This is a genomic window from Geminicoccus harenae (assembly GCF_019800005.1).
Lineage (GTDB): Bacteria > Pseudomonadota > Alphaproteobacteria > Geminicoccales > Geminicoccaceae > Geminicoccus > Geminicoccus harenae.
On sequence record NZ_JABGCL010000019.1, the window covers coordinates 18,839 to 42,714 of the forward strand.

At 69.7% G+C, this 23,876-nt stretch carries 23 protein-coding genes and 1 pseudogene; 12 read left to right on the plus strand and 12 right to left on the minus strand.

Going from position 1 to position 23,876, the window contains the following annotated elements:
- Window positions 1-31: 31 nt before the first annotated feature.
- The 6 genes and pseudogenes from HLA95_RS17515 to HLA95_RS17540 form a co-directional block, all read right to left on the minus strand.
- Window positions 32-340 (minus strand): virulence factor, encoded by a 309-nt coding sequence (locus HLA95_RS17515; protein ID WP_191058146.1) that lies wholly within the window; start codon window positions 338-340, stop codon window positions 32-34.
- 43 nt (window positions 341-383) lie between these two features.
- Window positions 384-944 (minus strand): annotated as a pseudogene (locus HLA95_RS17520) (DUF1638 domain-containing protein); the annotation flags it as partial.
- A 17-nt stretch (window positions 945-961) separates the two neighbouring features.
- A complete protein-coding gene (locus HLA95_RS17525) occupies window positions 962-1,669 on the minus strand; it encodes a corrinoid protein (RefSeq protein ID WP_191058147.1) in 708 nt (235 codons plus the stop codon).
- Window positions 1,670-1,799: 130 nt separating this feature from the next.
- Window positions 1,800-2,708 carry a dihydrodipicolinate synthase family protein gene (locus HLA95_RS17530; protein WP_222184012.1) on the minus strand — a complete coding sequence of 303 codons (909 nt, stop codon included), beginning with the start codon at window positions 2,706-2,708 and terminating at the stop codon, window positions 1,800-1,802.
- A gap of 96 nt (window positions 2,709-2,804) precedes the next feature.
- Window positions 2,805-4,721, minus strand: coding sequence for a potassium transporter Kup (locus HLA95_RS17535; RefSeq protein WP_223861381.1), 1,917 nt, complete (start codon window positions 4,719-4,721; stop codon window positions 2,805-2,807).
- Window positions 4,722-4,848: 127 nt separating this feature from the next.
- A complete protein-coding gene (locus HLA95_RS17540) occupies window positions 4,849-5,625 on the minus strand; it encodes an NAD kinase (RefSeq protein WP_191058149.1) in 777 nt (258 codons plus the stop codon).
- Window positions 5,626-5,821: 196 nt separating this feature from the next.
- Between HLA95_RS17540 and moaA the strand changes: the two genes are divergently transcribed.
- Window positions 5,822-6,814, plus strand: a complete 993-nt coding sequence (gene moaA, locus HLA95_RS17545; RefSeq protein ID WP_191058150.1) for a GTP 3',8-cyclase MoaA — start codon at window positions 5,822-5,824, stop codon at window positions 6,812-6,814.
- 15 nt (window positions 6,815-6,829) lie between these two features.
- On the opposite strand, the gene aroC is transcribed toward moaA, so the two are convergent.
- The 4 genes from aroC to HLA95_RS17560 all read right to left on the minus strand — a co-directional run bounded on the left by aroC (window position 6,830) and on the right by HLA95_RS17560 (window position 10,054).
- Window positions 6,830-7,906, minus strand: a complete 1,077-nt coding sequence (gene aroC / locus HLA95_RS17550; RefSeq protein WP_191058151.1) for a chorismate synthase — start codon at window positions 7,904-7,906, stop codon at window positions 6,830-6,832.
- Between the two features lie 124 nt (window positions 7,907-8,030).
- Window positions 8,031-8,165 carry a hypothetical protein gene (locus HLA95_RS28335; protein WP_255513113.1) on the minus strand — a complete coding sequence of 45 codons (135 nt, stop codon included), beginning with the start codon at window positions 8,163-8,165 and terminating at the stop codon, window positions 8,031-8,033.
- 126 nt (window positions 8,166-8,291) lie between these two features.
- Window positions 8,292-9,119, minus strand: a complete 828-nt coding sequence (gene fabI / locus HLA95_RS17555) for an enoyl-ACP reductase FabI (protein ID WP_191058152.1) — start codon at window positions 9,117-9,119, stop codon at window positions 8,292-8,294.
- A 44-nt stretch (window positions 9,120-9,163) separates the two neighbouring features.
- On the minus strand, window positions 9,164-10,054 hold the full coding sequence (locus tag HLA95_RS17560) for a YihY/virulence factor BrkB family protein (protein ID WP_191058153.1): 891 nt from the start codon (window positions 10,052-10,054) through the stop codon (window positions 9,164-9,166).
- Between the two features lie 169 nt (window positions 10,055-10,223).
- On the opposite strand from HLA95_RS17560, the gene ilvD reads away from it, so the two are divergent.
- Complete coding sequence (gene ilvD, locus HLA95_RS17565; protein WP_321574014.1) at window positions 10,224-11,951, plus strand: dihydroxy-acid dehydratase; 1,728 nt, start codon at window positions 10,224-10,226, stop codon at window positions 11,949-11,951.
- Between the two features lie 60 nt (window positions 11,952-12,011).
- Here the strand turns inward: ilvD and HLA95_RS17570 are convergent, their stop codons facing one another.
- On the minus strand, window positions 12,012-12,551 hold the full coding sequence (locus tag HLA95_RS17570) for a DUF4142 domain-containing protein (RefSeq protein WP_191058155.1): 540 nt from the start codon (window positions 12,549-12,551) through the stop codon (window positions 12,012-12,014).
- Between the two features lie 267 nt (window positions 12,552-12,818).
- Between HLA95_RS17570 and speE the strand changes: the two genes are divergently transcribed.
- The 3 genes from speE (at window position 12,819) to HLA95_RS17585 (ending at window position 15,710) form a co-directional block, all read left to right on the plus strand.
- On the plus strand, window positions 12,819-13,664 hold the full coding sequence (gene speE, locus HLA95_RS17575) for a polyamine aminopropyltransferase (protein WP_191058156.1): 846 nt from the start codon (window positions 12,819-12,821) through the stop codon (window positions 13,662-13,664).
- A 20-nt stretch (window positions 13,665-13,684) separates the two neighbouring features.
- Window positions 13,685-15,175 carry a M81 family metallopeptidase gene (locus HLA95_RS17580; RefSeq protein ID WP_222184014.1) on the plus strand — a complete coding sequence of 497 codons (1,491 nt, stop codon included), beginning with the start codon at window positions 13,685-13,687 and terminating at the stop codon, window positions 15,173-15,175.
- A 196-nt stretch (window positions 15,176-15,371) separates the two neighbouring features.
- The gene (locus tag HLA95_RS17585) at window positions 15,372-15,710 is read left to right on the plus strand and encodes a hypothetical protein (protein ID WP_191061897.1); all 339 of its coding nucleotides are present in this window, start codon (window positions 15,372-15,374) and stop codon (window positions 15,708-15,710) included.
- A 66-nt stretch (window positions 15,711-15,776) separates the two neighbouring features.
- On the opposite strand, the gene HLA95_RS17590 is transcribed toward HLA95_RS17585, so the two are convergent.
- Window positions 15,777-16,118: a hypothetical protein gene (locus tag HLA95_RS17590; protein WP_191061896.1), complete on the minus strand. Its 342-nt coding sequence runs from the start codon at window positions 16,116-16,118 to the stop codon at window positions 15,777-15,779.
- A 232-nt stretch (window positions 16,119-16,350) separates the two neighbouring features.
- Between HLA95_RS17590 and HLA95_RS17595 the strand changes: the two genes are divergently transcribed.
- The 7 genes from HLA95_RS17595 to HLA95_RS17625 all read left to right on the plus strand — a co-directional run bounded on the left by HLA95_RS17595 (window position 16,351) and on the right by HLA95_RS17625 (window position 23,871).
- The gene (locus HLA95_RS17595) at window positions 16,351-17,904 is read left to right on the plus strand and encodes a response regulator (RefSeq protein ID WP_222184016.1); all 1,554 of its coding nucleotides are present in this window, start codon (window positions 16,351-16,353) and stop codon (window positions 17,902-17,904) included.
- A gap of 106 nt (window positions 17,905-18,010) precedes the next feature.
- Window positions 18,011-18,502: a Csu type fimbrial protein gene (locus tag HLA95_RS17600; RefSeq protein ID WP_191061993.1), complete on the plus strand. Its 492-nt coding sequence runs from the start codon at window positions 18,011-18,013 to the stop codon at window positions 18,500-18,502.
- Between the two features lie 5 nt (window positions 18,503-18,507).
- Window positions 18,508-19,254: a fimbrial biogenesis chaperone gene (locus HLA95_RS17605; RefSeq protein ID WP_191061994.1), complete on the plus strand. Its 747-nt coding sequence runs from the start codon at window positions 18,508-18,510 to the stop codon at window positions 19,252-19,254.
- Entirely contained in the window at window positions 19,214-21,913 is a 2,700-nt protein-coding gene (locus HLA95_RS17610) for a fimbria/pilus outer membrane usher protein (RefSeq protein WP_222184018.1), read from the plus strand. The genes HLA95_RS17605 and HLA95_RS17610 overlap by 41 nt, the downstream gene beginning before the upstream one ends.
- Complete coding sequence (locus HLA95_RS17615) at window positions 21,910-22,347, plus strand: Csu type fimbrial protein (RefSeq protein WP_222184020.1); 438 nt, start codon at window positions 21,910-21,912, stop codon at window positions 22,345-22,347. The genes HLA95_RS17610 and HLA95_RS17615 overlap by 4 nt, the downstream gene beginning before the upstream one ends.
- 153 nt (window positions 22,348-22,500) lie before the next feature.
- On the plus strand, window positions 22,501-22,767 hold the full coding sequence (locus tag HLA95_RS17620; protein WP_222184022.1) for a hypothetical protein: 267 nt from the start codon (window positions 22,501-22,503) through the stop codon (window positions 22,765-22,767).
- Between the two features lie 105 nt (window positions 22,768-22,872).
- Window positions 22,873-23,871 (plus strand): lytic murein transglycosylase, encoded by a 999-nt coding sequence (locus HLA95_RS17625; RefSeq protein WP_222184024.1) that lies wholly within the window; start codon window positions 22,873-22,875, stop codon window positions 23,869-23,871.
- The last annotated feature ends 5 nt before the right edge of the window (window positions 23,872-23,876 follow it).

Sequence of the window (23,876 nt, forward strand, 5' to 3'; positions counted from 1 at the left end):
AGTCCGATGCAAAAAGGGAAGGGGCGGCAGGTCAGGCCGGTGAGGGCTCGTTGCCGCCATTGTTCACGAGCGCGCGGACGCGCTCCTGCGGGTAGGCGGCGTCCAGCTCGTCATGCGCGCGCTGCGCTTCCGCCTCCAGATCGTCGCCGCAGGCGACCGGCGCGGCCCGGCGCCACTGCTCCAGATAGGCGTCGGTACCGGTGAGCTTCGCCCGCATCGCCGCCCGGTCGATCGCTTCCGAGAACCGGGCCGGCAGTTCCCGCTTGGCGGTCCTGCGGCCCTGCTTGACGATCACCTGGGCGGGGATGTCCCGCCAGAACACCACGATGCGATCCGCCATCATCCTCTCCGCCAGCGGCGGCCTTCACGAAGTCGTCCAGCACCCCGAAACCCACCGGGATATGCCGGAACTCCAAGCCCAGCCGCGCCGCCGCCGCCTGTGCCCGCTCCAGGCAGACCGGGTCGTCGGTCTGGGCGAGATAGACGATCCGGCGATAGTTGCCGAAATAAAGGGGCAGGAGGTCCGGATGCCGGTCCAGCCCCAGGCCCTGCCAGACCAGCGTGTCGAACTGGCGCGCCAGGAAGTCGGTCAGCCAGAACGTGCCGACCTCCTCTTCCGCCAATTGCTCGAACCGGTCGAAGCCCGTGAAGAAGGCGTAGCAGTGCGCGCCCTCGATCCGCCGGACCCCTTCCTCGGCCAGCACCCGGTCCAGCTCGCCCCCGGTGCCGCAGTCGCCATAGGCGACCAGGATCCGGTCATAGTCAGCACGGTGCCGCGCGATGGCGTCACGTACCGCGCCCGGGATGAGCTGCGGCTGGTTGTGCAGTTGGGCCGGCAGGCATTGCAGCCGCACATGGTCCAGCCCGTTCACGCGGACCAGCGCCAGGATCTCGCGCGCGAGCGCGCCGCAGGCGAGGATCAGGGTGGACTTCCGCTGGCACACGGCTGCGCCCGGCTCCGTCAGCTCACCAGGCCGCGCTGGTTGTGCTTGCGCGCCATGAACTCCTTTGCGGTCTCGACCGCCACCGCGGCATCGCGGCAATAGGCGTCGGCGCCGATCGCCTTGGCGAATGCCTCGTTGAGCGGGGCACCGCCCACCAGCACGATGTAGTCGTCGCGCCGGCCGCGCTCGATCAGCGTGTCGATCACCACCTTCATGTAGGGCATGGTGGTGGTGAGCAGGGCCGACATGCCGAGGATGTCCGGCTTGTGCTCGTCCAGTGCCGCGAAGAACTTGTCGACGTCGCAGTTGATGCCGAGGTCGATCACCTCGAACCCGGCACCCTCCATCATCATCCCGACCAGGTTCTTGCCGATGTCGTGGATGTCGCCCTTGACGGTGGCCACCACCATCTTGCCGACCGTCGGCGCGCCCGTCTCGACCAGCAGCGGGCGCAGGATCGCCATGCCGGCCTTCATGGCATTGGCGGCGAGCAGCACCTCGGGCACGAACAGGATGCCGTCGCGGAAGTCGATGCCGACCACGGTCATGCCGCCGACCAGCGCCTCGGTGAGCACCCGATACGGGGTCCAGCCCCGCTCCAGCAGGATGTTGGTGCCCTCGACGACCTCTTCCCTGAGCCCGTCATAGAGATCGTCCTGGATCTGCTTGACCAGCTCGTCGTCGTCGAGCTCGCGTAGGTCCAGTTCGTCGCCAGCGTCGCTCATCATCCCGTCCCGTGAGGGCGTTGGTACTTATCGCTTCCATAGCGGAGCAATGGCCGGGGGCGCTTCTCGCGGTACGACCGGTCCTGACCGGTTCGCGACGAAGCGCCGTCCCGAGCGCATAAAAATATCTTTATACCTTTGTTTCCACGTTGGCCAGGGCTGCCTTTGCCGCCGCCAGCCCCGAATCATCGGCGAGCTCGACCAGCGGGGGGCGCACCCGCCGCCATTCCGGATCGTCCAGCCTAAGCGCCAGCAAGGCCTTGATCGACGGGATCAGCGGGCCGCCTTCCACCGCCTTGCGCACCGCCGTGACCTGGACCTGCGCCGCCTCGGCCGCGGCCGCATCACCCGCCTTGAACAGGTCGAACACCTTCCGGCTGCCAGCACCGTTCAGGTTGGCGGCGGCCGAGATCGAACCGGCACCACCGGCCTGGAGCACGGTCAGCAGATGGTGGTCGGCCCCCGGGAACACTGCCAGGTCCGGAAACGCGCGCACCAGGCCCAGCGTATGGTCCAGATCGGCCGAGCTGTCCTTGATGCCGGCCACCATCGGGCCGAACCGCTCCAACAGGGGCGTCACCACCTCGGGCGTGATCGGGACCGCCGAGACCTTGGGGAAATGGTAGAGGATTACCCTGGCCTCGGCCGGCAGGCGCTCCAGCACCTCGGCGAACGCCGCCGCCACGCCCGCATCCGACACGCCCTTGTAGAAGAACGGCGGCAGCATCAGCAGGTGCCGACAGCCGAGTTCCAGGGCATGGCGGGCGAGCGTCAGCGTGTCGTCCCGCGCGCACAGGCCGACACCCGGCAGGATCCGCTCCGCCGGGATGCCCGCCCCGACCAGATCCTCCAGCATCGCCTTGCGCTCCGCGATCGAGAACGATGCCGCCTCGCCCGTGGTGCCGAACAGCGCCACGCCATGGCAGCCGCCTGCCAGCAGGCGCTCCACATGCGCCCGGGTGCGCGCGCGGTCCACCTGGCCATCCGCTTTGGCCGCGGTCACCGCCGCCGCGAAGATCCCTTCGAGCCTCACCTGCATGGTCTCCTATGACTGTCCGGCCGGGACCGGCCGGTGCCGCCATCGTGCCGGTTGGGCATCACGGGGGCCAGCCCCGACTGCAAAGGATCCGCCGGTTCAGATCTCGATCTGGGTGCCGACCTCGATCACCCGGTCGGGCGGCAGGTTGAAGTAGGCCGTGGGGTCCGTGGCGGTCGCCGACATGCTGATGAACAGCCGCTCCTGGATCGGGTGCAGGTAGTCGCGGGTCGACGGCACCAGGGTCTCGCGGCCGAGGAAGTAGGACGCGCGCGCCGGGTCCACGGTGAGACCGGCCCCGGCTGCCGCACGCAGGACCGCCTGGATGTCCGGCTGGTCCATGAAGCCGAAGCGCACCACCATCGACCAGAAGCCGTCCCCCAGGTGGCGGACGCTCACGCCCTGCTCCAGCGGTACGCGCGGCACGTCGTCGGTGCGTACGTTGAGCAGCACGACCTGCTCATGGAGGACGTGGTTGTGCTTCAGGTTGTGCAGGAGGGTGTTCGGCACGATCGACACGTCGCTGCACAGCACCACGGCGGTGCCGGCGACCCGCTGGCAGCGCGAGCTGGCGGTGACCGAGCGGATGAAGAGTTCGATGCCCATCGACTGCTGCGTGCGCAGGTCGGCCAGCACGCGCCGGCCCTGGACCCAGGTGCGCAGCATCAGGAAGAGGACGGCGGCCATCAGCAGGGGCAGCCAGCCCCCGGCCGGGATCTTCAGGCTGTTGGCGATGATATAGGCGGCATCCAGGCAGAGCAGGCTGCCGAACAGGAGGATCGCCCAAGGCCGCGGCCAGCGCCACAGCCAGAGTGCCACTAGGCAGGCGAGGATGGCGTCGATCCCCATGGCACTGGTGACGGCGATGCCATAGGCGGCCGCCAGGCTCGAGGAACTGCCGAACGCGGTCACCAGCGCCAGCACGCCGGCCATCAGCAGCCAGTTGATGCGCGGGATGTAGATCTGGCCGACCTCGTGCTCGGAGGTGTGGAACATCACCATCCGTGGCAGGTAGCCCATCCGCATGGCCTGGGAGGTGAGGGAGAACACGCCCGAGATCACCGCCTGGCTCGCCACGATCGTGGCCAAGGTCGCCAGGAGGATCAGCGGTACCAGGCCCCAGGCGGGGACGAGGTGATAGAAGGGCGAGGTGATGACCGTGGGATGATCGAGGATCAGCGCACCCTGGCCGAAATAGTTGAGCACCAGGGCCGGCATCACCGCGCCGAACCAGGACAGCCGGATCGCCCGGCTGCCGAAATGGCCCATGTCGGCGTAGAGGGCCTCGGCACCGGTCACGCACAGCACGACCGAGCCCATCGCCACGAAGGCATGCAGACCCTCCTCCCGGAGGAACAGGATGGCCCATCTCGGCGAGACCGCACGCAGCACGTCGGGGCTCTGCACGATCTGGACGAGCCCCAGCACGGCCAGGACGCTGAACCAGGCCAGCATGATCGGCCCGAATAGGCGCCCGACCAGGGCGGTGCCCTGGCGCTGGATCAGGAACAGCGCCACCAGGATGACGATGGAGATCGGGACGACATAGGCTTCCAGGCGCGGGTCCAGCGTCTGCAGGCCCTCGACCGCCGACAGGACCGAGATCGCCGGGGTGATGATCGCGTCGCCATAGAACAGGCTCACCCCGATCATGGCGAGCGCCATCACCACGAACTTGCGCTTGTCGCCCCGGGCACCGCCGCTGCCCAGTGCCAGGGCGGCCAATGCCAGGACGCCGCCCTCGCCCTTGTTGTCGGCGCGCATGATCAGGACGACGTATTTCAGCGCCACGATCAGGGTGAGCGACCAGAACACGAGCGACAGCACGCCCAGGACGTGGAGCTCGTCCAGGACCAGGCCGCCGGCATGGCCGAACGCTTCGCGCATCGTGTAGAGCGGGCTGGTGCCGATATCGCCGAACACCACGCCCAGGGCCGCCAGGACCAGGCTGGCGCGCAGCTTCGGCGCGATCGGGAGATGCTGGCCGGAAGCGGCGGCGGCCGAATGGTTGGCCAAGTGCGGCGCCTTTCAGAGGGGCAAAAGCCGCGCGCTCATACACCAGCCATGGGCCAGCGCAATCGGCTCTTCTCGCCCGGCAGCCATGTCTTTGGCGGACGCCTGGGCCAGCACCCGATCCGCCTCTTCAGGGCACGAACTGTTCCTTGAGGATCCGTTCTTCCAGATGGTGCTCGGGATCGAACAGCAGGCGCAGCTCGATGCTGCGGTCCTCCCAGATCTCCACGGTCTGGACGTCGCGGACCTCGGTATAGTCGGCGACGGCACTGGCCGGCCGCTTGATCGGGTCCAGCACCCGGATGGTGAAGCGCGCCTCGTTGGGCAGGAGCGCGCCCCGCCAGCGGCGCGGGCGGAACGGGCTGATCGGCGTGACAGCCAGGAGGTTGGCGCCCAGCGGCAGGATCGGCCCATGGGCCGACAGGTTGTAGGCGGTGCTGCCGGCGGGCGTGGCGACCAGCACGCCGTCGCAGACCAGCTCGGGCAGGCGGACCACCCCGTCGATCTCGACGGCGAGCCTGGCCGCCTGCCGGGTCTCGCGGTAGATCGACACCTCGTTGATCGCCATGCCGGACACCCGGGTGCCGTCCGCGGCCATGGCCTCCATCCGCAGGGGATGCAGCACCACCTCGCGCGCACCGGCCAGCCGCTCGGCCAGGTCGTCGATGTCGAACGCGTTCAGGAGAAAGCCGACGGTGCCGAGGTTCATGCCGTAGATCGGCACGCCACGCTGCATCTGGCCATGGAGGGTTTCGAGCATGAAGCCATCGCCGCCGAGCGCCACCACGATTTCGGCCTCGTCGAGATCGACGGTCGGCCAGCGCCGTGCCAGCACCTCCAGGGCCGCCTCGGCCTCAGGGGTGGCGGCAGCGACGAGAGCGAGCTTGGGCAGGGCAGGTCTGGCCATGGTGGAGGTCCGGATTCCCTGCAGGACGCCCGGTCGGGCGTAGTGGCAACAGCCTGTCGTTTCGGCAGTTTCGGCGGAGCCGGTTCACTTCCGGCAGCCGAGTGCCTAAGTTCTGGGGGCGGAGCATAGACAGCCCCCCGGCTGCTTACCAGCGGCCCCGCGGGTAAAAGGGGTCCGCCCGAATGCAGGACAAGCGATGCTGATCGATCCGTTTGCGCGCAAGATCACCTACGTGCGCATCTCGGTGACCGACCGATGCGACTTCCGCTGCGTCTATTGCATGGCGGAGAACATGACGTTCCTGCCCAAGGCGGAGCTCCTGACCCTTGAGGAACTCGACCGGCTGTGCAGCACGCTGGTGGAGATGGGGGTGCGCAAGCTCCGGCTGACCGGCGGCGAGCCGCTGGTCCGGCGGGACGTGATGTGGCTGATCCGCCAGGTCGGGCGGCACCTGCGCACCGGCGCCCTCGACGAACTTACCGTCACCACCAATGGCAGCCAGCTCGCCAAGCATGCCGAGGGCCTGGTCGAGGCCGGCGTGCGGCGGGTCAACGTCTCGCTCGACACGCTCGACCCCGAGCGGTTCCAGGCGATCACCCGCTGGGGCCGCTTCGCCCAGGTGATGGGCGGGATCGAGGCGGCCAAGGCGGCGGGCCTGGCGGTCAAGATCAACGCGGTGGCGCTCAAAGGGGTCAACGAGGACGAGATCGACCGGATGGTCGAGTGGTGCGGCGAGCGCGGCTTCGACCTGACGCTGATCGAGACCATGCCGCTGGGCGACATCGACGGCGACCGCACCGACCAGTACCTGCCGCTCTCGCTGGTGCGTGCCAGGCTGGAGCGCCGCTGGACCCTGGAGGACCTGGACTACCGTACGGGCGGCCCCGCCCGCTATGTCCGGGTCGCCGAGACCGGGGGCAGGCTCGGCTTCATCACGCCGATGACCCATAATTTCTGCGAGAGCTGCAACCGGGTCCGGGTGACCTGCACGGGCACCATGTACATGTGCCTGGGCCAGGAGGACGCGGTCGACCTGCGCACGCCGCTGCGCTCCTCGGAGGGCAACCAGGCCCTGGAGCAGGCGATCCGCGACGGCATCGCCCGCAAGCCCAAGGGCCACGACTTCATCATCGACCGGCGGCGCAAGGCCCCGGCGGTGGCGCGGCACATGAGCGTCACCGGGGGCTGAGCCGGCCGCTGCGCGCTAGCGAAGGCCGTAGATCCCGCGCTGGCGGAGCAGGTGGTCGGCCAGCACCACCGCCATCATCGCCTCGCCCACCGGCACGGCGCGGATGCCGACGCAGGGGTCGTGGCGCCCCTTGGTCAGGATCTCGGTCTCGTTGCCGGACCGGTCGATCGTGCGCCTGGGGGTGAGAATCGAGGAGGTGGGCTTCACCGCGAAGCGCACCACCACGTCCTGGCCGGTGGAGATCCCGCCCAGGATCCCGCCGGCATGGTTGGACAGAAAACGCGGGCCGTCATTGCCCATGCGCATCTCGTCGGCGTTGGCCTCGCCGCTGAGTGAAGCCGCGGCGAAACCGTCGCCGATCTCCACCGCCTTGACCGCATTGATGCTCATCATCGCCTTGGCGAGGTCGGCGTCGAGCTTGTCGTAGACCGGCTCGCCCAGGCCGGCCGGCACGCCGCTCGCCGTCACCTCGATCACCGCACCCACGGACGAGCCGGCCTTGCGGATCACGGCCAACTGCTCCGCCCAGCGTGCAGCCGCCTCCGGGTCCGGGCAGTAGAACGGGTTGCGGTCGATCTCCGCGTCGTCGAACCGCACCCGGTCGATCCGGTCCGGCCCCATCTGCACGAGGCAGCCGCGGATCCGCACCGTATCGCCCAGCACCTTGCGCGCGACGGCACCCGCGGCGACCCGCGACGCCGTCTCGCGCGCGGAGGACCGGCCGCCGCCGCGATAGTCGCGGATGCCGTATTTCTTGTCATAGGCGTAGTCGGCGTGGCCCGGACGGTACTTGTCCTGGATGTCGCCATAATCCCTGGACCGCTGGTCCTGGTTGCGGATCAGGAGCTGGATCGGCGTGCCGGTGGTCCTGCCCTCGAACACGCCGGACAGGATCTCGACCTGGTCGGGCTCCTGGCGCTGGGTGGTGAACTTCGACTGACCCGGCCGGCGCCGGTCCAGCCAGACCTGGATGTCCGCCTCGGTGAGCGGCAGAAGCGACGGCACCCCGTCGACCACGCAGCCGATCGCCGGCCCGTGGCTCTCGCCCCAGGTGGTGAAGCGGAAGAGTTCGCCGAAACTGCTGCCTGCCATGGCTCCCCAAGCCCCGCCGCGCCGATGCCGGCGGCAGGTGCGCGGAACGACGGGGAGCGGTCAAGGGGGATCGCCGCGACCGGCCTGTCTCGGCCCAGGGGCCGGCCGCGGCGGCTCGCTCAGATCAGGGCGTGGTGGTGGTTGCAGGCGGGGTGGCCTCGGGAGCCACCGGCGTGGTCGCGGTCCTGGGCCAGAACATCCAGGCCAGGAGAATCACGATGATGACCACGATGATGATGTACCAGGTTCTTCTGTCCACGAGCTTCCTCCTCCCTGCCGGGCGCGGCAGTCATCTCTTGCGGAGCGGCCGCTCCGGCAGGGAGCGGCGCGTTGGCCACGTTGAAGGAAAGCGCGGACCTGCCGGTGTGGTTCCGCCCGAACCGGCTCAGACCACCGATATGTCGGGCGCGTCGGCCGCCTTCATGCCGACGACGTGGTAGCCGCTGTCGACATGCAACACCTCGCCGGTGGTGCCGCCGCCCAGGTCCGACAGCAGGTACACCGCGGCCCCGCCTACGTCCTCGATGGTCGTGTTGCGCTTGAGCGGCGCGTTGTACTCGTTCCACTTCAGGATGTAGCGGAAGTCGCCGATGCCGGACGCGGCGAGCGTCTTGACCGGTCCCGCCGAGATCGCGTTGACCCGGATGCGCTGGCCGCCCAGGTCCACCGCCAAAAAGCGCACCGAGGCTTCCAGCGCCGCCTTGGCCACGCCCATCACGTTGTAGTGGGGCACCACCCGCTCGGCCCCCAGATAGGTGAGCGTCAGCAGGGAGCCGCCCTCGGTCATCAGTGGTGCGGCGCGCCGGGCGAGGTCGGTGAAGCTGAACACCGACACGTTCATGGTGTTCTGGAAGTTCTCCAAGCTCGTGTCGACGTAGCGGCCCTTCAGCTCCTCCTTGTCGGAGTAGGCGATCGCGTGGACCACGAAGTCCAGCCGACCCCACTGCTCCTGGATCTCCGCGAACAGCGCGTCCATCGAGGCGGCATCGGTGACGTCGGCCGGCAGGACCAGAGGTGCGCCCAGCTTCTCGGCGAGCGGCATCACCCGCTTCTTCAGGGCCTCGCCCTGGTAGGTCACCGCCAGCTCGGCACCGTGCGCCGCGACCGCCGCCGCGATGCCCCAGGCCAGCGAGCGGTCGTTGGCGATGCCCATGATCAGGCCGCGCTTGCCGGCGAACAACGGCCCGGCCGAGGCGGGCTTGGTAGCGCTCATGAGCAGAGATCTCCGATGGATAAAAGCGCTGGGTGGAGCGGTTCTTAACCGTGCACCAGCGGGGCCGAAAGAGGGCTGGGCGTGCTGGCCCGGTCGACCGCGGCGGCGAGCTGGGCGCCCAGCAGGAAGATGACCGCCGAGAGCCAGAAGAAGAACATCGTCACCACGACGCCGCCGAGGCTGCCATAGGTTACGCTCATGCTGCTGATGTTGCGCATGTAATAGGAGAAGCCGAACACGAAGCCGTTCCATGCCACGGCCACGAACATCGCCCCGGTCGCCAGCCGGGTCAGCGGGATCTTCCGGCCGGGCAGGAGCCGGTAGAGGGTCAGGGACACGGCGAACAGGATGACGATGCCGGCCAGATGGGTGGACCAGGCGCCCACCATCCGCGTCAGCTCGGGGTCGTGCAGGAGCCGGGCGGCGATCTGGAGGCCCAGCGGCAGGATCAGCGTCATGGTGGTCAGCGCAATGGCGCAGACCCCGGCAAAGCAGGTCAGCAGCAGCCCCTGGAGGCGGCGCATCGGCCAGTCTTTGGCGCTGACTGTGGCATCGAAGATACGGTTCAGCGCGTTGCGGACCGCCTCGATGGCACTGGACGCCACCCACAGCGTGCCGATCATCGATACGGTGAGGATGGTCGGATGCGCGACGCGGCGGACCTCGTTGATCAGGGGCTTCACCCAGCCGGCGACCTCGGGCGGCAGCAAGGTCAGCGCCAGGTCGATCGACTGGGTGGCCGCCTCGCTCTGCCCAATCCAGCCGGCCAGGGTGAGCAGGAAGATCAGGAACGGCACCAGGGCGAACAGCGTGTCGAACGCGATCGCCGCAGCATGGGTCAGCCCGTCGTCGTAGATGAAGCGGGTGAACGCCCGCTGCACGATCTTGCGCAGCGAGATCGGCGGCCGGGGTGCGAGGTCGTGGACGAGTTCCATGGGGGTGAAGTCGCACCGCCCGCGTCACGGAACAAGCGGCAGCGCCTTCTCCCTTGCGTGCTGCGCCGTCACGGCTGGCCACCGGCGGGTGCGCGGACTATCGTCCTTGCAACGTGATCGAAGAACAGGCCGGCGCATGTCCTGGCCGGTGCGAGGGGAGGCAGCCGCCGTGGCGCGCGTGACGATCTTCAACAAGTCGGACCTGCCGTCGCGCTACTCCACGAGCGGTCCGCAACGGGCGCCGCACCGTTCCTACTACTACGCGATGGGCCTGACCGCGGACGATATCGGCAAGCCGTTCGTGGGCGTGGTCACCACCTGGAACGAGGCGGCACCCTGCAACATCGCACTGGGCCGCCAGGCGCAGGCGGTCAAGCGCGGGGTCGCCAAGGCCGGCGGCACGCCGCGCGAGTTCACCACGATCACCGTCACCGACGGGATCGCCATGGGCCACCAGGGCATGAAGTCCTCGCTGGTGTCCCGCGAGGTGATCGCGGATTCCACCGAGCTCACCGTGCGCGGCCATGCCTATGACGCGCTGGTGGGGCTGGCCGGCTGCGACAAGTCGCTGCCCGGGCTGATGATGGCGATGGTCCGCCTGAACGTCCCGTCCGTGTTCATGTATGGCGGCTCGATCCTGCCCGGGCGCTACCGCGGCCGCGACGTCACCGTGCAGGACGTGTTCGAGGCGGTGGGCAAGCACGCGGTGGGTGCAATCAGCGATGCCGACCTGGAGGAGCTGGAGCGGGTCGCCTGCCCCTCGGCCGGCTCCTGCGGCGGGCAGTTCACCGCCAACACCATGGCCTGCGTGTCCGAGGCGATCGGCCTGGCCCTGCCAGGCTCGGCGGGTACCCCGGCGCCGTACGAGGCGCGCGATGCCTGGGCGGAGCAGTCTGGCGAGGCGGTGATGGCCCTGCTGGCGAGCCGGATCCGCCCGCGCGACATCGTCACCCTGAAGTCGCTCGAAAACGCGGCACGGGTGGTCGCCTGCTCGGGCGGGTCCACCAACGGTGCCCTGCACCTGCCGGCGCTGGCTCACGAGGCAGGCATCGCCTTCGACCTCCACGACGTCGCCGAGATCTTCCGCTCCACGCCCTACATCGCCGACCTGAAGCCCGCCGGGCAATACGTGATGAAGGACTTGGCCGATGTCGGCGGGGTGCCGCTGATCATGCGGGCTCTGCTGGATGGCGGGTTGCTGCATGGCGACTGCATCACCGTCACCGGCAAGACGATCGCCGAGAACCTGGCCGACTTCCCGTGGCGGCCGCAGCAGGTGGTGGTGCGGCCGGTGAGCGACCCGATCAGCCCCATGGGCGGCGTGGTCGGGCTGAAGGGCACGCTGGCGCCGGAGGGTGCGATCGTGAAGGTCGCGGGCCTGGCCAATCTGCGGTTCCGCGGGCCGGCGCGCTGCTTCGATTCCGAGGAGGACTGCATGCAGGCGGTCCAGGAGCGCAGGTACCAGGACGGTGAGGTGCTGGTGATCCGCTACGAGGGCCCCAAGGGCGGGCCCGGGATGCGCGAGATGCTGGGCGTCACCGCCGCCCTCTATGGCCAAGGCAAGGGCGACGCCGTGGCGCTGATCACGGACGGCCGCTTCTCCGGCGCCACGCGCGGGTTCTGCATCGGCCATGTCGGGCCGGAAGCGCAGGTGGGCGGGCCGATCGGCCTGATCCAGGACGGCGACATCATCGTGATCGACGCAGAGGCCGGGACGCTGGACGTGGAGCTGAGCCAGGCGGAGCTGGACAGCCGGCGGAAGGCCTGGCAGCCGCGCTCCTCGTACTACACGGCCGGCACGTTGTGGAAATACGCGCAGACGGTGGGTTCGGCGGAGAAGGGCGCGGTGACCCATCCGGGCGGTGCCGCGGAGGCGCATGTCTACGCCGACATCTGATCCCGACGCGGGCCGACCCGCGGGCTGAGTGAAGCGGCCCGTGGCCGGGCCGCTTCCGGGTCACATCATGATCTGCTGCGCGATCGCGTCAGCCTGCTCCAGGTGGTGCAGGATCATTTCCTTGTTGTCGGCCGCCAGCTCGTTGAAGTTGGACAGCGAGCCGCGATTGCCCATCGCGTTGAACAGCTCGTACGTATCCTTGTGCGACTGGCGCATCATCTGGATGTAGAGCTGGTCGAACTGTTCGCCCGAGGCGGCGTTGAGCTGGTCGATCATCGCCTGGTGCCTGGTGTCCAGGGTTACCGGCACGGTGAAAGTGTTGCCGGCGATGCTGGCCTTGCTGTTCATTTCCAGCCCGAGGGCGGTGTGGTCGCGGACCATCTGCTCGCCATAGGTGCGCACCAGCGGGTTGCTGGCCTTCTCAGTCGCGAGCTGGCCGGCCTGGATCTCGAACATGTTGCCGACCCCGGCCTGCTCCACGAACACCTTGGCGGGGATCGAGCTGGCGTTGATGATCTCGAAGATCTCCGGCGAGGTCTCGACCAGGGGCAGCTCCGCGCTCGCGGGCGTCACGATGTCGGTCGCCGTGTCCGACCGCATTTCGGTGGAGTATCCGCAAGCTGCGAGCGAGGACGCGAGCAGCACCGAGGCCGTAAGAGCGACCAATGGCTTGGTCATCAACTGTCTCCCTTGCCGGTGAAACGGACCGGCATCGCCGCCGGTCACCGAGGTTCTTGCGGCGGTAGAACCCGGCGCCTGTGTCTCCGGTTCCGGATCTTGCGGCCGTACTCTGGCGGCATGGCGGGATGCGCCGGGCTCTGCTAGACCCGCGCCGACCGCGAGGGACACCGTTTGGGAAGATGGCCGATGGACTGGTTCACCGAGACGCTCTGGCCGCACTGGGCGCAGAAGATCAAGGTGAAGGAGGTGCTCTACCACGACCAGACCGAGCACCAGGACCTGATCGTGTTCGAGAGCGAGGCCTGGGGCCGGGTCCTGGCGCTGGACGGCGTGGTGCAGACCACCACGGCCGACGAGTTCGTCTACCATGAGATGCTGGTGCACACCCCGATCCTGGCCCACGGCCGGGCGGAAGAGGTGCTGATCATCGGCGGCGGCGATGGCGGCTGCCTGCGCGAGGCGATCAAGCATCCGGGTGTCCGGCGGATCACCCAGGTCGAGATCGACGCCGGCGTGATCGAGTTCTGCAAGCAGTACCTGCCGACCCTCTCCGACGGCGCGTTCGAGCATCCCAAGGCGCGCGTGACGATCGCGGACGGCGCCAAATACGCCAAGGAGACCGACGACCGGTTCGACGTGATCATCGTCGATTCCACCGACCCGCAGGGGCCGGGTGCCGTCCTGTTCACCGAGGAGTTCTACCGCGACTGCCGGCGGATGCTGAAGCCCGGTGGGGTGATGGCGACCCAGTGCGGCAACCCGTCCATCCACCCGGACGAGCTGGAGTTCACCCAGAGCCGACAGCGCGCCGCGGGCTTTGCCGACGTCACCTATTATTTCGCGGCAGTGCCCACCTATATCGGCGGCAGCATGGCGCTGGGCTTTGCCAGCGATGACCCGGCCTTGCGCCTGGTCGACGCCCAGACGCTGGCCGCGCGTCAGGTGCCGGAGGGCCTGCGCTACTACACGCCGGAGATCCACCGCGCGGCCTTCGCGCACCCGGCCTGGATGATCCGCCGGGTCGGCTACTAGGTCCAAAGGGGGCTCTCGGCATGGCGCGGATCGCGGTGGGCGGGCTGCACCACGAGACCAACAGCTTCGCGCCCCATCCGGCCGACTGGGCCGCGTTCGAGCAGAGCGACGGCTGGCCGGCCCGCCAGCGTGGTGTGGAGATGTTCGGGAACGTCGCCGGGATCAACCTGGCGATCACCGGCTTCATCGATGCCGCCACGGCGCGCGGCCACACGCTGGTGCCGCTGGTCTGGGCCAATGCCGGGCCGTCCGGGCCGGTGACCAGCGACGCGTTCAAGCGTCTGGCCGACGAGATGCTGGCGGAGCTGGCGGCGGCCGGCCCCCTGGACGGCATCTTCCTCGACCTGCACGGGGCGATGATCACCGAGGCGCTGGGGGATGGCGAGGGCGAGCTCCTGGCGCGGATCCGCGCCCTCCACCCTGCCACGCCGCTGGTGGCGGCCCTGGACCTCCATGCCAACGTGTCCGATGCCATGGTGCGGCATGCCGACGGGCTGGCGGCGTACCGCACCTATCCGCATGTCGACATCGCCGATACCGGTGCCCGCTGCCTGCCGCTGCTGGAGCGGCTGATGGGCGGTCAGAAGCTGGCCAAGGCGCACCGCAAGCTGGACTTCCTGATCGGGCTGCCCTGGCAGTGCACGACCACGGAGCCGTCCGGCGGCCTCTACCGCCTGGCCGACCGGCTGTCGGCGCGGCTGGACGGTTTCGTCTCGATCGCCATGGGCTTTCCCCCGGGCGACACGGCCTGCGGCGGGCCCTCGCTCCTGGCCTATGCCGCGCGGGCCGAGGACGCCGAAGCGGCCGTGGCCGAGCTCGCGGCGGCCTTCGCTGCGGCGGAGCCGGACTTCGCCGGGCGGCTGTGGACGGCGGAGGCGGCGGTGGCGGAGGCGCTGGAAGGTGGCCGGCGCGACCGCCCGGTGGTGCTGGCGGACACTCAGGACAATCCGGGCGGCGGCGGTACCTCCGACACGACCGGCCTGCTCGCGGCCCTGATCGAGGCGAAGGCGGAGGACGCGGTGCTGGCGCTGCTGGCCGATCCGCAGGCGGCCCTGGCCGCACATGCGGCCGGGGCCGGTGCCTGGCTGCGCGGCTTACCGCTGGGCGGACGGTTCGGTCCTTCCGGCGTGACGCCAATTACCGGCGACTGGTACGTGCAGCGCCTGGGCAATGGCCGCTTCACCGCGACCGGGCCGATGTACCGGGGCAGCCGGATGGACCTGGGCCCGATGGCGCTCCTGCGCGCCGGCGGCCCGGACGGGGTGGGCGTGCTGGTCTCGACCAGGCGCGTGCAGGCAGCGGACGCGGCCATCTTCCGCCACCTGGGCGTCGAGCCCGCCGCGCAGCGCATCCTGGCCCTGAAGAGCTCGGTGCATTTCCGTGCGGAGTTCGAGCCGATCGCGGCCGAGGTGCTGGTGGTGGCGGCACCGGGTGTGAATACCGCCGATCCCGGCCTGCTGCCGTTTCGCCAACTGCCTCCCTGGGTGCGCCGGCGACCGCGGCAATCCTAGGAGTATTCGCCCTGGGTATATTAGGGTATGTGTAGCCATAGTTAACGGCGACTTTGGCAACCAAGTCCGGGTCAGTCGGCTTGTGGCAACGTTTCGTTAACCATATCAGTGCGACAACAGGCACACAGGCCGGGCCAAGGGCGGTGGATCCGCTGGTCGGCCCGGGTTCGGGTATGGTTGGACAGGGCGTCAGAAGATGAGCGACACGGCGATCAACTGGCCTGCGGACGAGGTGGACCTGGGGCCGCTGGACGTGGCCGGCGACCCTGCGGCCGAGCTCGGCGGTGCGCCGGTGGTCGAGCTGGCGCTGAGCGATCTCGTCCAGGATGCCGGGGGCGAGGTGGTCCTCTACAATGACAGCGGCCTGCGCGCCCTTGGGCTGGTGGCCGACGAGGCGATCGTCGGAACGGGCGAGGCCGGTGCCCATGTCACCGCCTCGGGTGCCGACGTGACGGGGTTCAAGTTCGTGAGCTTCGCCAACGGCCTGACCCTCTACTACCAGGACGGGCTCGACCTGATCGTGCGCCCTGCCTGAACGGGCGACAGCGCCGCGGATGCTGCCACCCGCGGCGCTGCCGGCAGGAAAGCCGGTCCGGGCAATTCAGCCGGGCTGGTCCTGCTGCTTGTACTCGGCGAACTCCTCGGGCGTCATGGCGTCGAGGAAGGCGCCGAGGCCGCTGCGCCCCTTGCCGTTGTCGTTCGCGGCCGGGCCCAGGCCCAGCAGCTCGCTCAGGTGCAGCACGAACCGGGTATCAGCCGGCTTGTCCGCACTGGCGACGCGTTGCTCGAACGCGTTGTAGGCCAGCTTCCACAGCCACTGCTGACGCGCTTCCAGATCCTCGAACGCGAACCTGGGCTTCTTCAGCACCGGCTTGCGTGCCGCGGCCTGGCCGGAGTCGGGGTTGGCGGGATCGACCGAGGCGTTTCGCTTCTGCTTGGCCATCTTGCTGGTCCTTGTTGGCCGGGCCATCCCCGGCTTCATGAACATAATCCTATTGCTTAGTGATTTCAATCACTGCGTTTGTAGATGATTCAACTTCCGCGCGATAAACGCTATGCCGGTTCCGGATCGTACAGCGGAGAGCGGCATGGGCGCTGGGTGGGGTAACGCCAGGACGGCGGGTCGCAGCAACGGTCGGCGGCGCCGCTGCCGGCGGAATCAGCGGCCGCTGACGGTGCTGGCAGCGCTCAGCCACGAGTTGCGCGAGCCGATGAACGGCGTGCTCGGCATGACCCGGCTCCTGGCCGACACCGAGCTCAGCCCGGAGCAGCGCGGTTGCGTGGAAGCCATCACCGGCTCGGCCGAAGCGCTGCTGACGGTGATCAACGACATGCTCGACCTGGCGCGGGCCGAGGCCGGCCGGCTGCCATTCCTCGACACTGCCTTTGATCCGCGCCTGATCCTGGAACGGGCCGTCGCCCCCTTCCGGCCGAAGGCGGCGGCCAAGGGCATCGGCCTGACCCTCGCGATCGATCCTGCCGTGCCGGCGCGGCTGCGGGGCGATCCCGGCCGGCTGCGCCAGATCCTGGTCAACCTGATCGGCAATGCGGTGAAGTTCACCGATACCGGCCAGGTCGCCGTGGCGCTCGACCACGCGCCAGGAGCGACGGGCGGCCTCCTGGTCCTGTCGGTCAGCGACACCGGGCGGGGCTTCGATCCGGCCGGGATGGCCATGCTGTTCAGCGGCTTCGGCCAGGCTGGCATGGCCACCGCCCGGCAGTTCGGCGGCAGCGGCCTGGGCCTGATGGTGAGCCTGCGCCTGATCCGTGCCATGGGCGGCCGGCTCGCCGTGGATGCCGCCCCCGGGCGCGGCGCCAGCTTCCGCATCGAGCTGCCCGCCAGGCCCGCTCCCGAGGCACCGGCCGGCCCGGAGCCGGTCAGCCTGGCCGGTCTCGAGCTGCTGGTGGTGGAGCCGAAGGCGGCCTTGCGGGAGCGGCTGCGCACGGTCGCCGCCGGCTGGGGATTGGCGGTGCGCGGTGCTGCGGGGGCGGCGGATGGCTTGCGCGAGATCCAGGAGGCCGGCACCCGTGGCGCCCGTTTCGACTTGGCGATCGTCAGCGAGATGGTCGAGGCCGGTGAGGCCCGGGCGCTGCTGGAACGGCTGCGGGCTCAGGCCGGCCAGATGGTGCGCACGGTGCGGATCGCCGGCTCCGGCCTGCGTGGCGATGCCGCCCAGGCTCGCGAGCAGGGGTTCGACGCCTATCTCGCAGAGCCGTTCAGCGATGATGAGCTGATGCAGATCCTGATCCGGCTGGTGCAGCCTCCGGAACGATCAGGCTTTTGGACCCGGCATGATGTGCAGGAGCATGATGGCCGGCCCCTGCATGTCCTGGTCGCGGACGACAACCCGGTGAACATCAAGCTGGCCACGATCGTCCTCGGCAAGGCCGGGCATCGGGTGACCAGTGTCGGCGATGGTGCGGCGGCAGTCGCCAGGGTGGCATCCGGCGGCATCGACCTGGTGCTGATGGACGTGCAGATGCCCGGCATGGACGGGCTGGCCGCGACCCGGCAGATCCGGGCGCTCGCCGACCGGCACCTGCGATCCACGCCCGTGGTGGCGCTCAGCGCCGATGCCCTGGCCGACGACGAGGCCGCGGGCCGTGCCGCCGGCATGGACGCCTACCTCACCAAGCCGATCGACCGGCCGAAGCTGCTCTCGACCGTGCGCTTCTGGGGCGAGCGGGCCAGCCGGGCACGCGAGAACGATCATTCCTGCATGGCTTGAATCCGCTCACGACAAGCCCGTTGCCAGCGCGTGGTTCCCGGGAGAATAAAACCACAAGTTGAATTAATGCTTGCCCTGCTCGACGGCGGTTCAAGGAGATCGGACCATGACGCGTGCAGCTTGCCTGGCCGCCGGCCTGTTGGGGATCGGCCTCGCCTTGGCCCCCAGTCCGGCCCCGGCTCCGACCACCACCGGAACGCTCGCGGTCTCGGCCGTGGTGCAGACGAGCTGCTCGCTCACCGGCGGCACCATTAGCTTTGGCACCTACACCTCCGGCCAGACCGCCAACCTAGACACGGATGGCCAGATCGGGTTCGCCAACTGCCCGGTCGGCAACTTGGTCTTCGAGCTGGACGGCGGCGGCAGCGGCAGCATCAACGCCCGGCGCATGCGGTCGGGGAGCAACGAGCTGAACTACCAGCTCTACCGCAACTCCACCCGCACGGCGCTGTTCGGCACCAGCACCAATGCCTATACCGAGATCCGGCTGGTGGCGGGTGGCGGCACCATCCCGGTCTATGGCCGCATCCCCGGCAACCAGACGGTCCCGGCCGGCAACTATGCCGACACGGTCAACGTGACGCTCACCTTCCCGTGAGTGCCATGGCGAACCGGGACCTCGTCTTCGGCCGCCTGGGTCGCCGCCGCTTGGCAGCAGGGCTGCTGGGCCTGGCAGCGGCAGTCCTGGCGACGCCGGTTCAGGCCGGCGACCTGTCGGTCTCGCCCACCCGGCTGGAACTCGGCCAGACCGGCACGGCCACGATCGTGGTGCGCAACGACGGGCCTGCGGCCAGTGTCCTCCAGGTCAGCGCCATGCGCTGGCTGGATTCGCCGATGGCCGCCGCCCTGGAGCCGGCCCCGGAGCTCCTGGCCGTGCCGCCGGTCTTCAGCCTGAAGGCGGGCGCCCAGCAGGTGATCCGCCTGGCTCTGCGCGACCGATCCCGCCCGAGCATCGAGCGCAGCTTCCGCCTGCTGATCTCCGAGGTGCCGGCACCGGCGGCCGGTCAGGCCGCGCCGGGCGGGGTCCAGTTCGCGCTCGGGTTCAATGTCCCGGTCTTCCAGAAGCCGCCGGGCGCGCTCGCCGCACCGGTCTGGAGCATTGACGTCGGGCCAAACGGTCCGCTGCTCGGCCTGCGCAATGTCGGCCAGGCCCATGTCCAGGTGAGCCGGATCCAGGTGCGCAGCGCAAGCGGCGCATCGGTGGCCGAAATGAAGGAGCCCTTCTACCTGCTGCCCGGCCGTGCGCGGAGCTGGCCGCTCCCCCGCAACGCTGCCGGCAGTTCCCTGACGGTGGTCGCGGAAACCAATCTTGGCACGCTCGAAGAACGCCTGGCCGCGCCGGGCGAGTAAGGCCTGGGCGGCCGTCCTGCTCGCGACCGTCTGGTCGGGATTGAACGCGCAGGAGCCGGTCCCGCCGCTGCCGGGCCAATCCGCGCGCCGGCCGGTCGAGCCCGGCCGCAACGTCGTCATCGTCCCGCTGCGCAGGCCGGCACCCGCTTCACTGCCCACCCAGACCGCACTCCCGCCTCTGGAGGTGCTGGCGGCAGAGCCGCCACCAGCACCCCCCGACCTGCCGGCACCGGCAGCCGGCCCGACAGCCACACCCGTCGAGCCCCCGGTGCGGCAGCGTCCGCTCGACCAGTTCGCGGTGCGCCGCACCACCGCTGCCGTGCCGGCCACCCGGGTGGACATGCCGCGGGCGACGCCGGAGCGGCCGGGGCCGCCGCCCACGGAACTGCACCGTGCCCCGATCCTGCCGCCGATCGAGCCGGAGCGCGCCTGGGTCGAGCAGCTCTATGCCGTGACGGTGAACGGGCAGAAGGTGAGCGACGCCGCGATCTTCGCCCGCGAGGCCGCGACCGGGCGGCTCGTGGTCGAGCTGGCCGAGGCCGTGCGCTGGCGCCTCGTGGTGGACCAGGATCAGGTGCTGACCCTGAACGGCCAGCCCTTCTACCCGATCGACGCGATCCCGGGTGCCGAGGTCGAGATCGACGAGGTCGACCTGGAGCTGGCCCTGTCTGTGCCGCCCGTGTCGCTGGACCCGGTACGGCTGGGCGGCGAGGGCGCGGACCGCCCGCCGGTGGTGACCGGCTTTGGCGGGTTTCTGGACTATGACGTGCAGTATCTCGCGGGCGACGGCATCCGCAGCCGCCTGGACGGCCTGTTCGAGGCCGGCCTGTTCGGGGCAGGCGGCGTGCTCACCTCCAGCCTGCTGGCGGCCGATGCGCTCTCTTCCGACGGCGAGCTCGTGCGCCTGGAAACCGGCTACTCCCGCGACTTCCTGGAGCGGCGTGCATCGCTGCGCCTGGGCGACGCGCTGGCCGTGGGTGGTGCCTTCAGCCGCCCCTTCCGCTATGGCGGCATCCAGTGGGCCAGCAATTTCGGCACCGACCCGTCCTTCATCACCTTCCCGCTGCCGACCATCGGCGGGCTCGCCGACAGCGCCTCGGTGGTGGATGTCTATGTCGACGACCTCCAGCGCTTCTCCGGGGACGTGCCGCCCGGCCCGTTCCAGATCGACCAGTTGCCGGTGATCACCGGGGCAGGCGAGCTACAAGTCACCGTCACCGACCTGCTCGGCCGCCAGCGCGTGGTCACCCAGCCCTATTATGTCAGTGCCCGGATGCTGCGCGCGGGCCTGCACGACTATGCCTACGAGGCCGGCTTGGTGCGCGAGGACTACGGGCTGGAGAGCTTCGAGTACGGCGACCCGTTCGTCTCTTTGACCCATCGCTACGGCTTTTCCGACCGCTTCACCGGCGAGGTCCATCTGGAGGCATCGCCCGGCCTGCAGAACCTGGCCGCCGGTGGCACGCTCGCGATCGGCCGGTTCGGCACGCTGAGCGGCGGGCTCGGCATTGGTCTGGCCGAGGACGGCGGTACTGGCTGGCTGGGACAGCTCGACTATGAATATCTCGGCCGCCCGTTCAGCTTCGGCATCGGCACGCGGTTGGCGAGCGACGACTGGCAGGAGCTGGGCGATGCCGAGAACGGTGCCCAGCCCAGCCGGATCGACCAGGTCCGGGTCGGCCTGGACCTGGGCACGCTCGGCAATCTCGGCCTGTTCCTGGTACATCGCGACGAACGCACCGCCCAGGACACGCTGTCGGCCAGCGCCTCCTGGTCCACCAGGCTCGGCCCCGGTTCGGTCGTGCTCACCGCGGCCAAGCTGATCGACCCGTCCGACGAGGCGGTGTTCTTCCTGAACTATGTCCTGCCGATCAACCGGCGTGACAGCGCCATCGCCGGCTCGGCCCGCGATGCGTCTGGCACCTCCGCCGAGGTGCAGTACCGGCACAACAAGGGCGACAGCGACCTGGGCGCGGATTGGCTGGTCGCCGCCCGGGCCGGCAGCGACGACTCCTCGCGCCTTGCCGGCAGCCTCGGCTACGACTGGAGCAAGCTCTCGACCCGGATCGACGCGGAACTCGGCAAGGACAGCAGCGCCATCCGCCCGAACCTGTCGGGTTCGCTCGCCGTGGTGGACGGCAAGTTCGACGCGTCGCGCCGCCTGGGGCGGGCATTCGGCATGGTGGAACTGCCGGACATGCCGGACGTGCGCGTCTACCTGGAGAACCGCGAGGTCGGCCGGACCGATGCGGATGGCCGGCTGCTCCTGCCGGGGCTGCTGCCCTACCAGCCCAACCGAGTGCGGGTCGAGGTCGAGGACCTGCCGCTGGACGCCCAGGTGAGCGACCCGCAGGTGGACGCGGTGCCCGCCGATCGCAGCGGCATGTCCGTCGATTTCGGCATCCGTCGCGAGCGGCAGGCGACGGTGCGGCTGGTCGATGGCCAGGGCCAGCCGCTGCCGGGCGGCCTGGAACTCGCCGATCCAGCAGGCGGGGTGCTGGCCCTGGTCGGTCGGGACGGGCTGGCCCATGCCACCGGGGTCGGCTCCGGCGAGGTGGCGATCTCGGCAGCACTGCCGGGCGGGCCGGTCACCTGCCTGCTGCCGGGCATCGCCGGCGACGACCCGATGCCCTTCCTTGGCGAGGTGCGGTGCCGATGAACTGGCCTTGGCCCATCCTGCTCGGGCTGGCGGCCCTGCTCGCCGGCGTCGGCCCGGCCCGCGCCGGCTGCGACGTCCAGATCGCCGCCCTGTCGTTCGGCGTGATCGACACGGCGCGCACCAACCAGGCGACCGGCAAGGTGACGATCCGCTGTGACGAGCCGCAGACAGTCCAGGTCGGGCTGTCGGCGGGCGGTGGCGGTGTCGAGCGCCGTCTCGCCGGGCCCGGCAGCGATGTCATTCCCTATTTCGTGTTCGCGGCACCGGGCGGCATGCTGCCCGGGGGCGACGGTGCCGTGATCGGCCCGCCCGTGGCAGCGACCCTGGATGGCAGTGCGACGGTGGACCTGCCGGCCTATGGCGTGATCCCCCCAGTGCCGGGTACGCAGCCCGGTACCTATGCCGACTCGCTGCTGGTCACGATCATTTTCTGAGAAACTTCCGGCAACCCGTTGTCGCCATTGCCGGTCGGTCCGGTCCGACCTGGGCAGCGGCCGGTCATGGTTAGGACGCGTTGAGGAAATCCCCGGCGAGCTGCGCTAGCATCTTCCCGTGGCCCCAGCCGAAGGGCCGACGAGGAAACGACCTTGCGCACCATCCTAGCAGCCGCCGCCCTGGTGGCGGTGGCCGTGCCGACGGCTCCGCCCGCCACCCTGGCCGAGCAGGCCACCGCCACCCTGGGCGTCAGCGTCACCGTGCTGGCGGCCTGCCCGCCCGGCAGCGGCCGGCCCTGCGGGCCGCCTGCCGCCGCGTCGGGTTCGGCCGGAGCCGGTACGCCCGCCACCGCGTCGCCGGCGCCGCCGATCGCGGTCCTGCGCGACGACGTGACCGGCATGGTGACCATCGTCTACTGATCTTCAACCTCTGGCATCGTCCCGGCTTCGCCCCTAGAAGCCGGAAATCCGACGATGCACCGCAGGCCTTCCGGGTATGGAGCGGCCGCGGACGAGGGAGATCACGTGGCGACAAGCGATGACCTGGGCTGCAGCCGCCGCACGGTCTGGCAGGCCGTGATCGGCACCCTTGCCCTGCTCGTGGCGGCGGGCCGCCCGCGGCCGGTATCGGCCGCCCAGCAGTCATGGCCGGACTTTCTCGACCAGATCGCCCGCGAGGCGCGCCGGCTCGGCATCTCGCCCGCCACCACCCAGGCAGCGCTCGCCCGGGCCGAGCGGCTGGAGCGGGTGATCGAGCTGGACCGGCGCCAGCCCGAGGGCCGGATGAGCTTCGCCGACTATATCGGCCGGGTGATCGACGCGAACCGGGTGCGGCGCGGCCAGGAGATGCTGGCGACCCATTGGGATCTCCTGGAGCAGATCCGCTTCCGCTTCGGGGTGCCCAACCCGACCCTGGTGGCGCTCTGGGGGCTGGAAAGCTCCTACGGGCGCAATACGGGGAGCTGGTCGGTGGTCTCGGCACTCGCCACCCTGGCCCATGAAGGCCGGCGCTCCGAGTTCTTTCGCGGCGAGTTGATGGCTGCCCTGCAGATCCTGGACGCGGGCGATGTCGGCCTGGACGAGATGACGGGTTCCTGGGCCGGCGCCATGGGCCAGGCCCAGTTCATGCCGTCCACCTATCTGCGCCACGCGGTGGACTGGGACGGCGATGGCCAGCGCGACATCTGGGGCTCGGTACCCGACGTGTTCGCGTCCATGTCCAACCTGCTGGCGCGCTCGGGCTGGCGCCAGGGCGAGCTGTGGGGCCGCGAGGTGCAGGCACCTGCGGACCTGCCGGCCGGGCGGCGCGACACCGTCGCCGCGTTCGCCAAAGCGGGCGTGCGCGACCGCGAAGGCGGTCCGTTGCCCAACTCCGACATCCCGGCGGTTTTGCTGCGCATGGACGGCCCCGGTGGCCGGGCCTTCTTGACCTACCACAACTTCCAGGTGATCAAGATCTGGAACCGCTCGGACTATTTCGCTCTGTCCGTCGGGCTTCTCTCCGACCAGTTGAAGGCTGCCTGATCGTC

Excerpts from the sequence above, each read along its gene's own strand:
- HLA95_RS17515 (WP_191058146.1), bottom strand. The coding sequence starts at position 340 with ATGGCGGATCGCATCGTGGTGTTCTGGCGGGACATCCCCGCCCAGGTG.
- HLA95_RS17525 (WP_191058147.1), bottom strand. The coding sequence starts at position 1,669 with ATGAGCGACGCTGGCGACGAACTGGACCTACGCGAGCTCGACGACGAC.
- HLA95_RS17530 (WP_222184012.1), bottom strand. The coding sequence starts at position 2,708 with ATGCAGGTGAGGCTCGAAGGGATCTTCGCGGCGGCGGTGACCGCGGCC.
- HLA95_RS17540 (WP_191058149.1), bottom strand. The coding sequence starts at position 5,625 with ATGGCCAGACCTGCCCTGCCCAAGCTCGCTCTCGTCGCTGCCGCCACC.
- moaA (WP_191058150.1), top strand. The coding sequence starts at position 5,822 with ATGCTGATCGATCCGTTTGCGCGCAAGATCACCTACGTGCGCATCTCG.
- aroC (WP_191058151.1), bottom strand. The coding sequence starts at position 7,906 with ATGGCAGGCAGCAGTTTCGGCGAACTCTTCCGCTTCACCACCTGGGGC.
- fabI (WP_191058152.1), bottom strand. The coding sequence starts at position 9,119 with ATGAGCGCTACCAAGCCCGCCTCGGCCGGGCCGTTGTTCGCCGGCAAG.
- HLA95_RS17560 (WP_191058153.1), bottom strand. The coding sequence starts at position 10,054 with ATGGAACTCGTCCACGACCTCGCACCCCGGCCGCCGATCTCGCTGCGC.
- HLA95_RS17570 (WP_191058155.1), bottom strand. The coding sequence starts at position 12,551 with ATGCGGTCGGACACGGCGACCGACATCGTGACGCCCGCGAGCGCGGAG.
- speE (WP_191058156.1), top strand. The coding sequence starts at position 12,819 with ATGGACTGGTTCACCGAGACGCTCTGGCCGCACTGGGCGCAGAAGATC.
- HLA95_RS17580 (WP_222184014.1), top strand. The coding sequence starts at position 13,685 with ATGGCGCGGATCGCGGTGGGCGGGCTGCACCACGAGACCAACAGCTTC.
- HLA95_RS17585 (WP_191061897.1), top strand. The coding sequence starts at position 15,372 with ATGAGCGACACGGCGATCAACTGGCCTGCGGACGAGGTGGACCTGGGG.
- HLA95_RS17590 (WP_191061896.1), bottom strand. The coding sequence starts at position 16,118 with ATGGCCAAGCAGAAGCGAAACGCCTCGGTCGATCCCGCCAACCCCGAC.
- HLA95_RS17600 (WP_191061993.1), top strand. The coding sequence starts at position 18,011 with ATGACGCGTGCAGCTTGCCTGGCCGCCGGCCTGTTGGGGATCGGCCTC.
- HLA95_RS17605 (WP_191061994.1), top strand. The coding sequence starts at position 18,508 with ATGGCGAACCGGGACCTCGTCTTCGGCCGCCTGGGTCGCCGCCGCTTG.
- HLA95_RS17615 (WP_222184020.1), top strand. The coding sequence starts at position 21,910 with ATGAACTGGCCTTGGCCCATCCTGCTCGGGCTGGCGGCCCTGCTCGCC.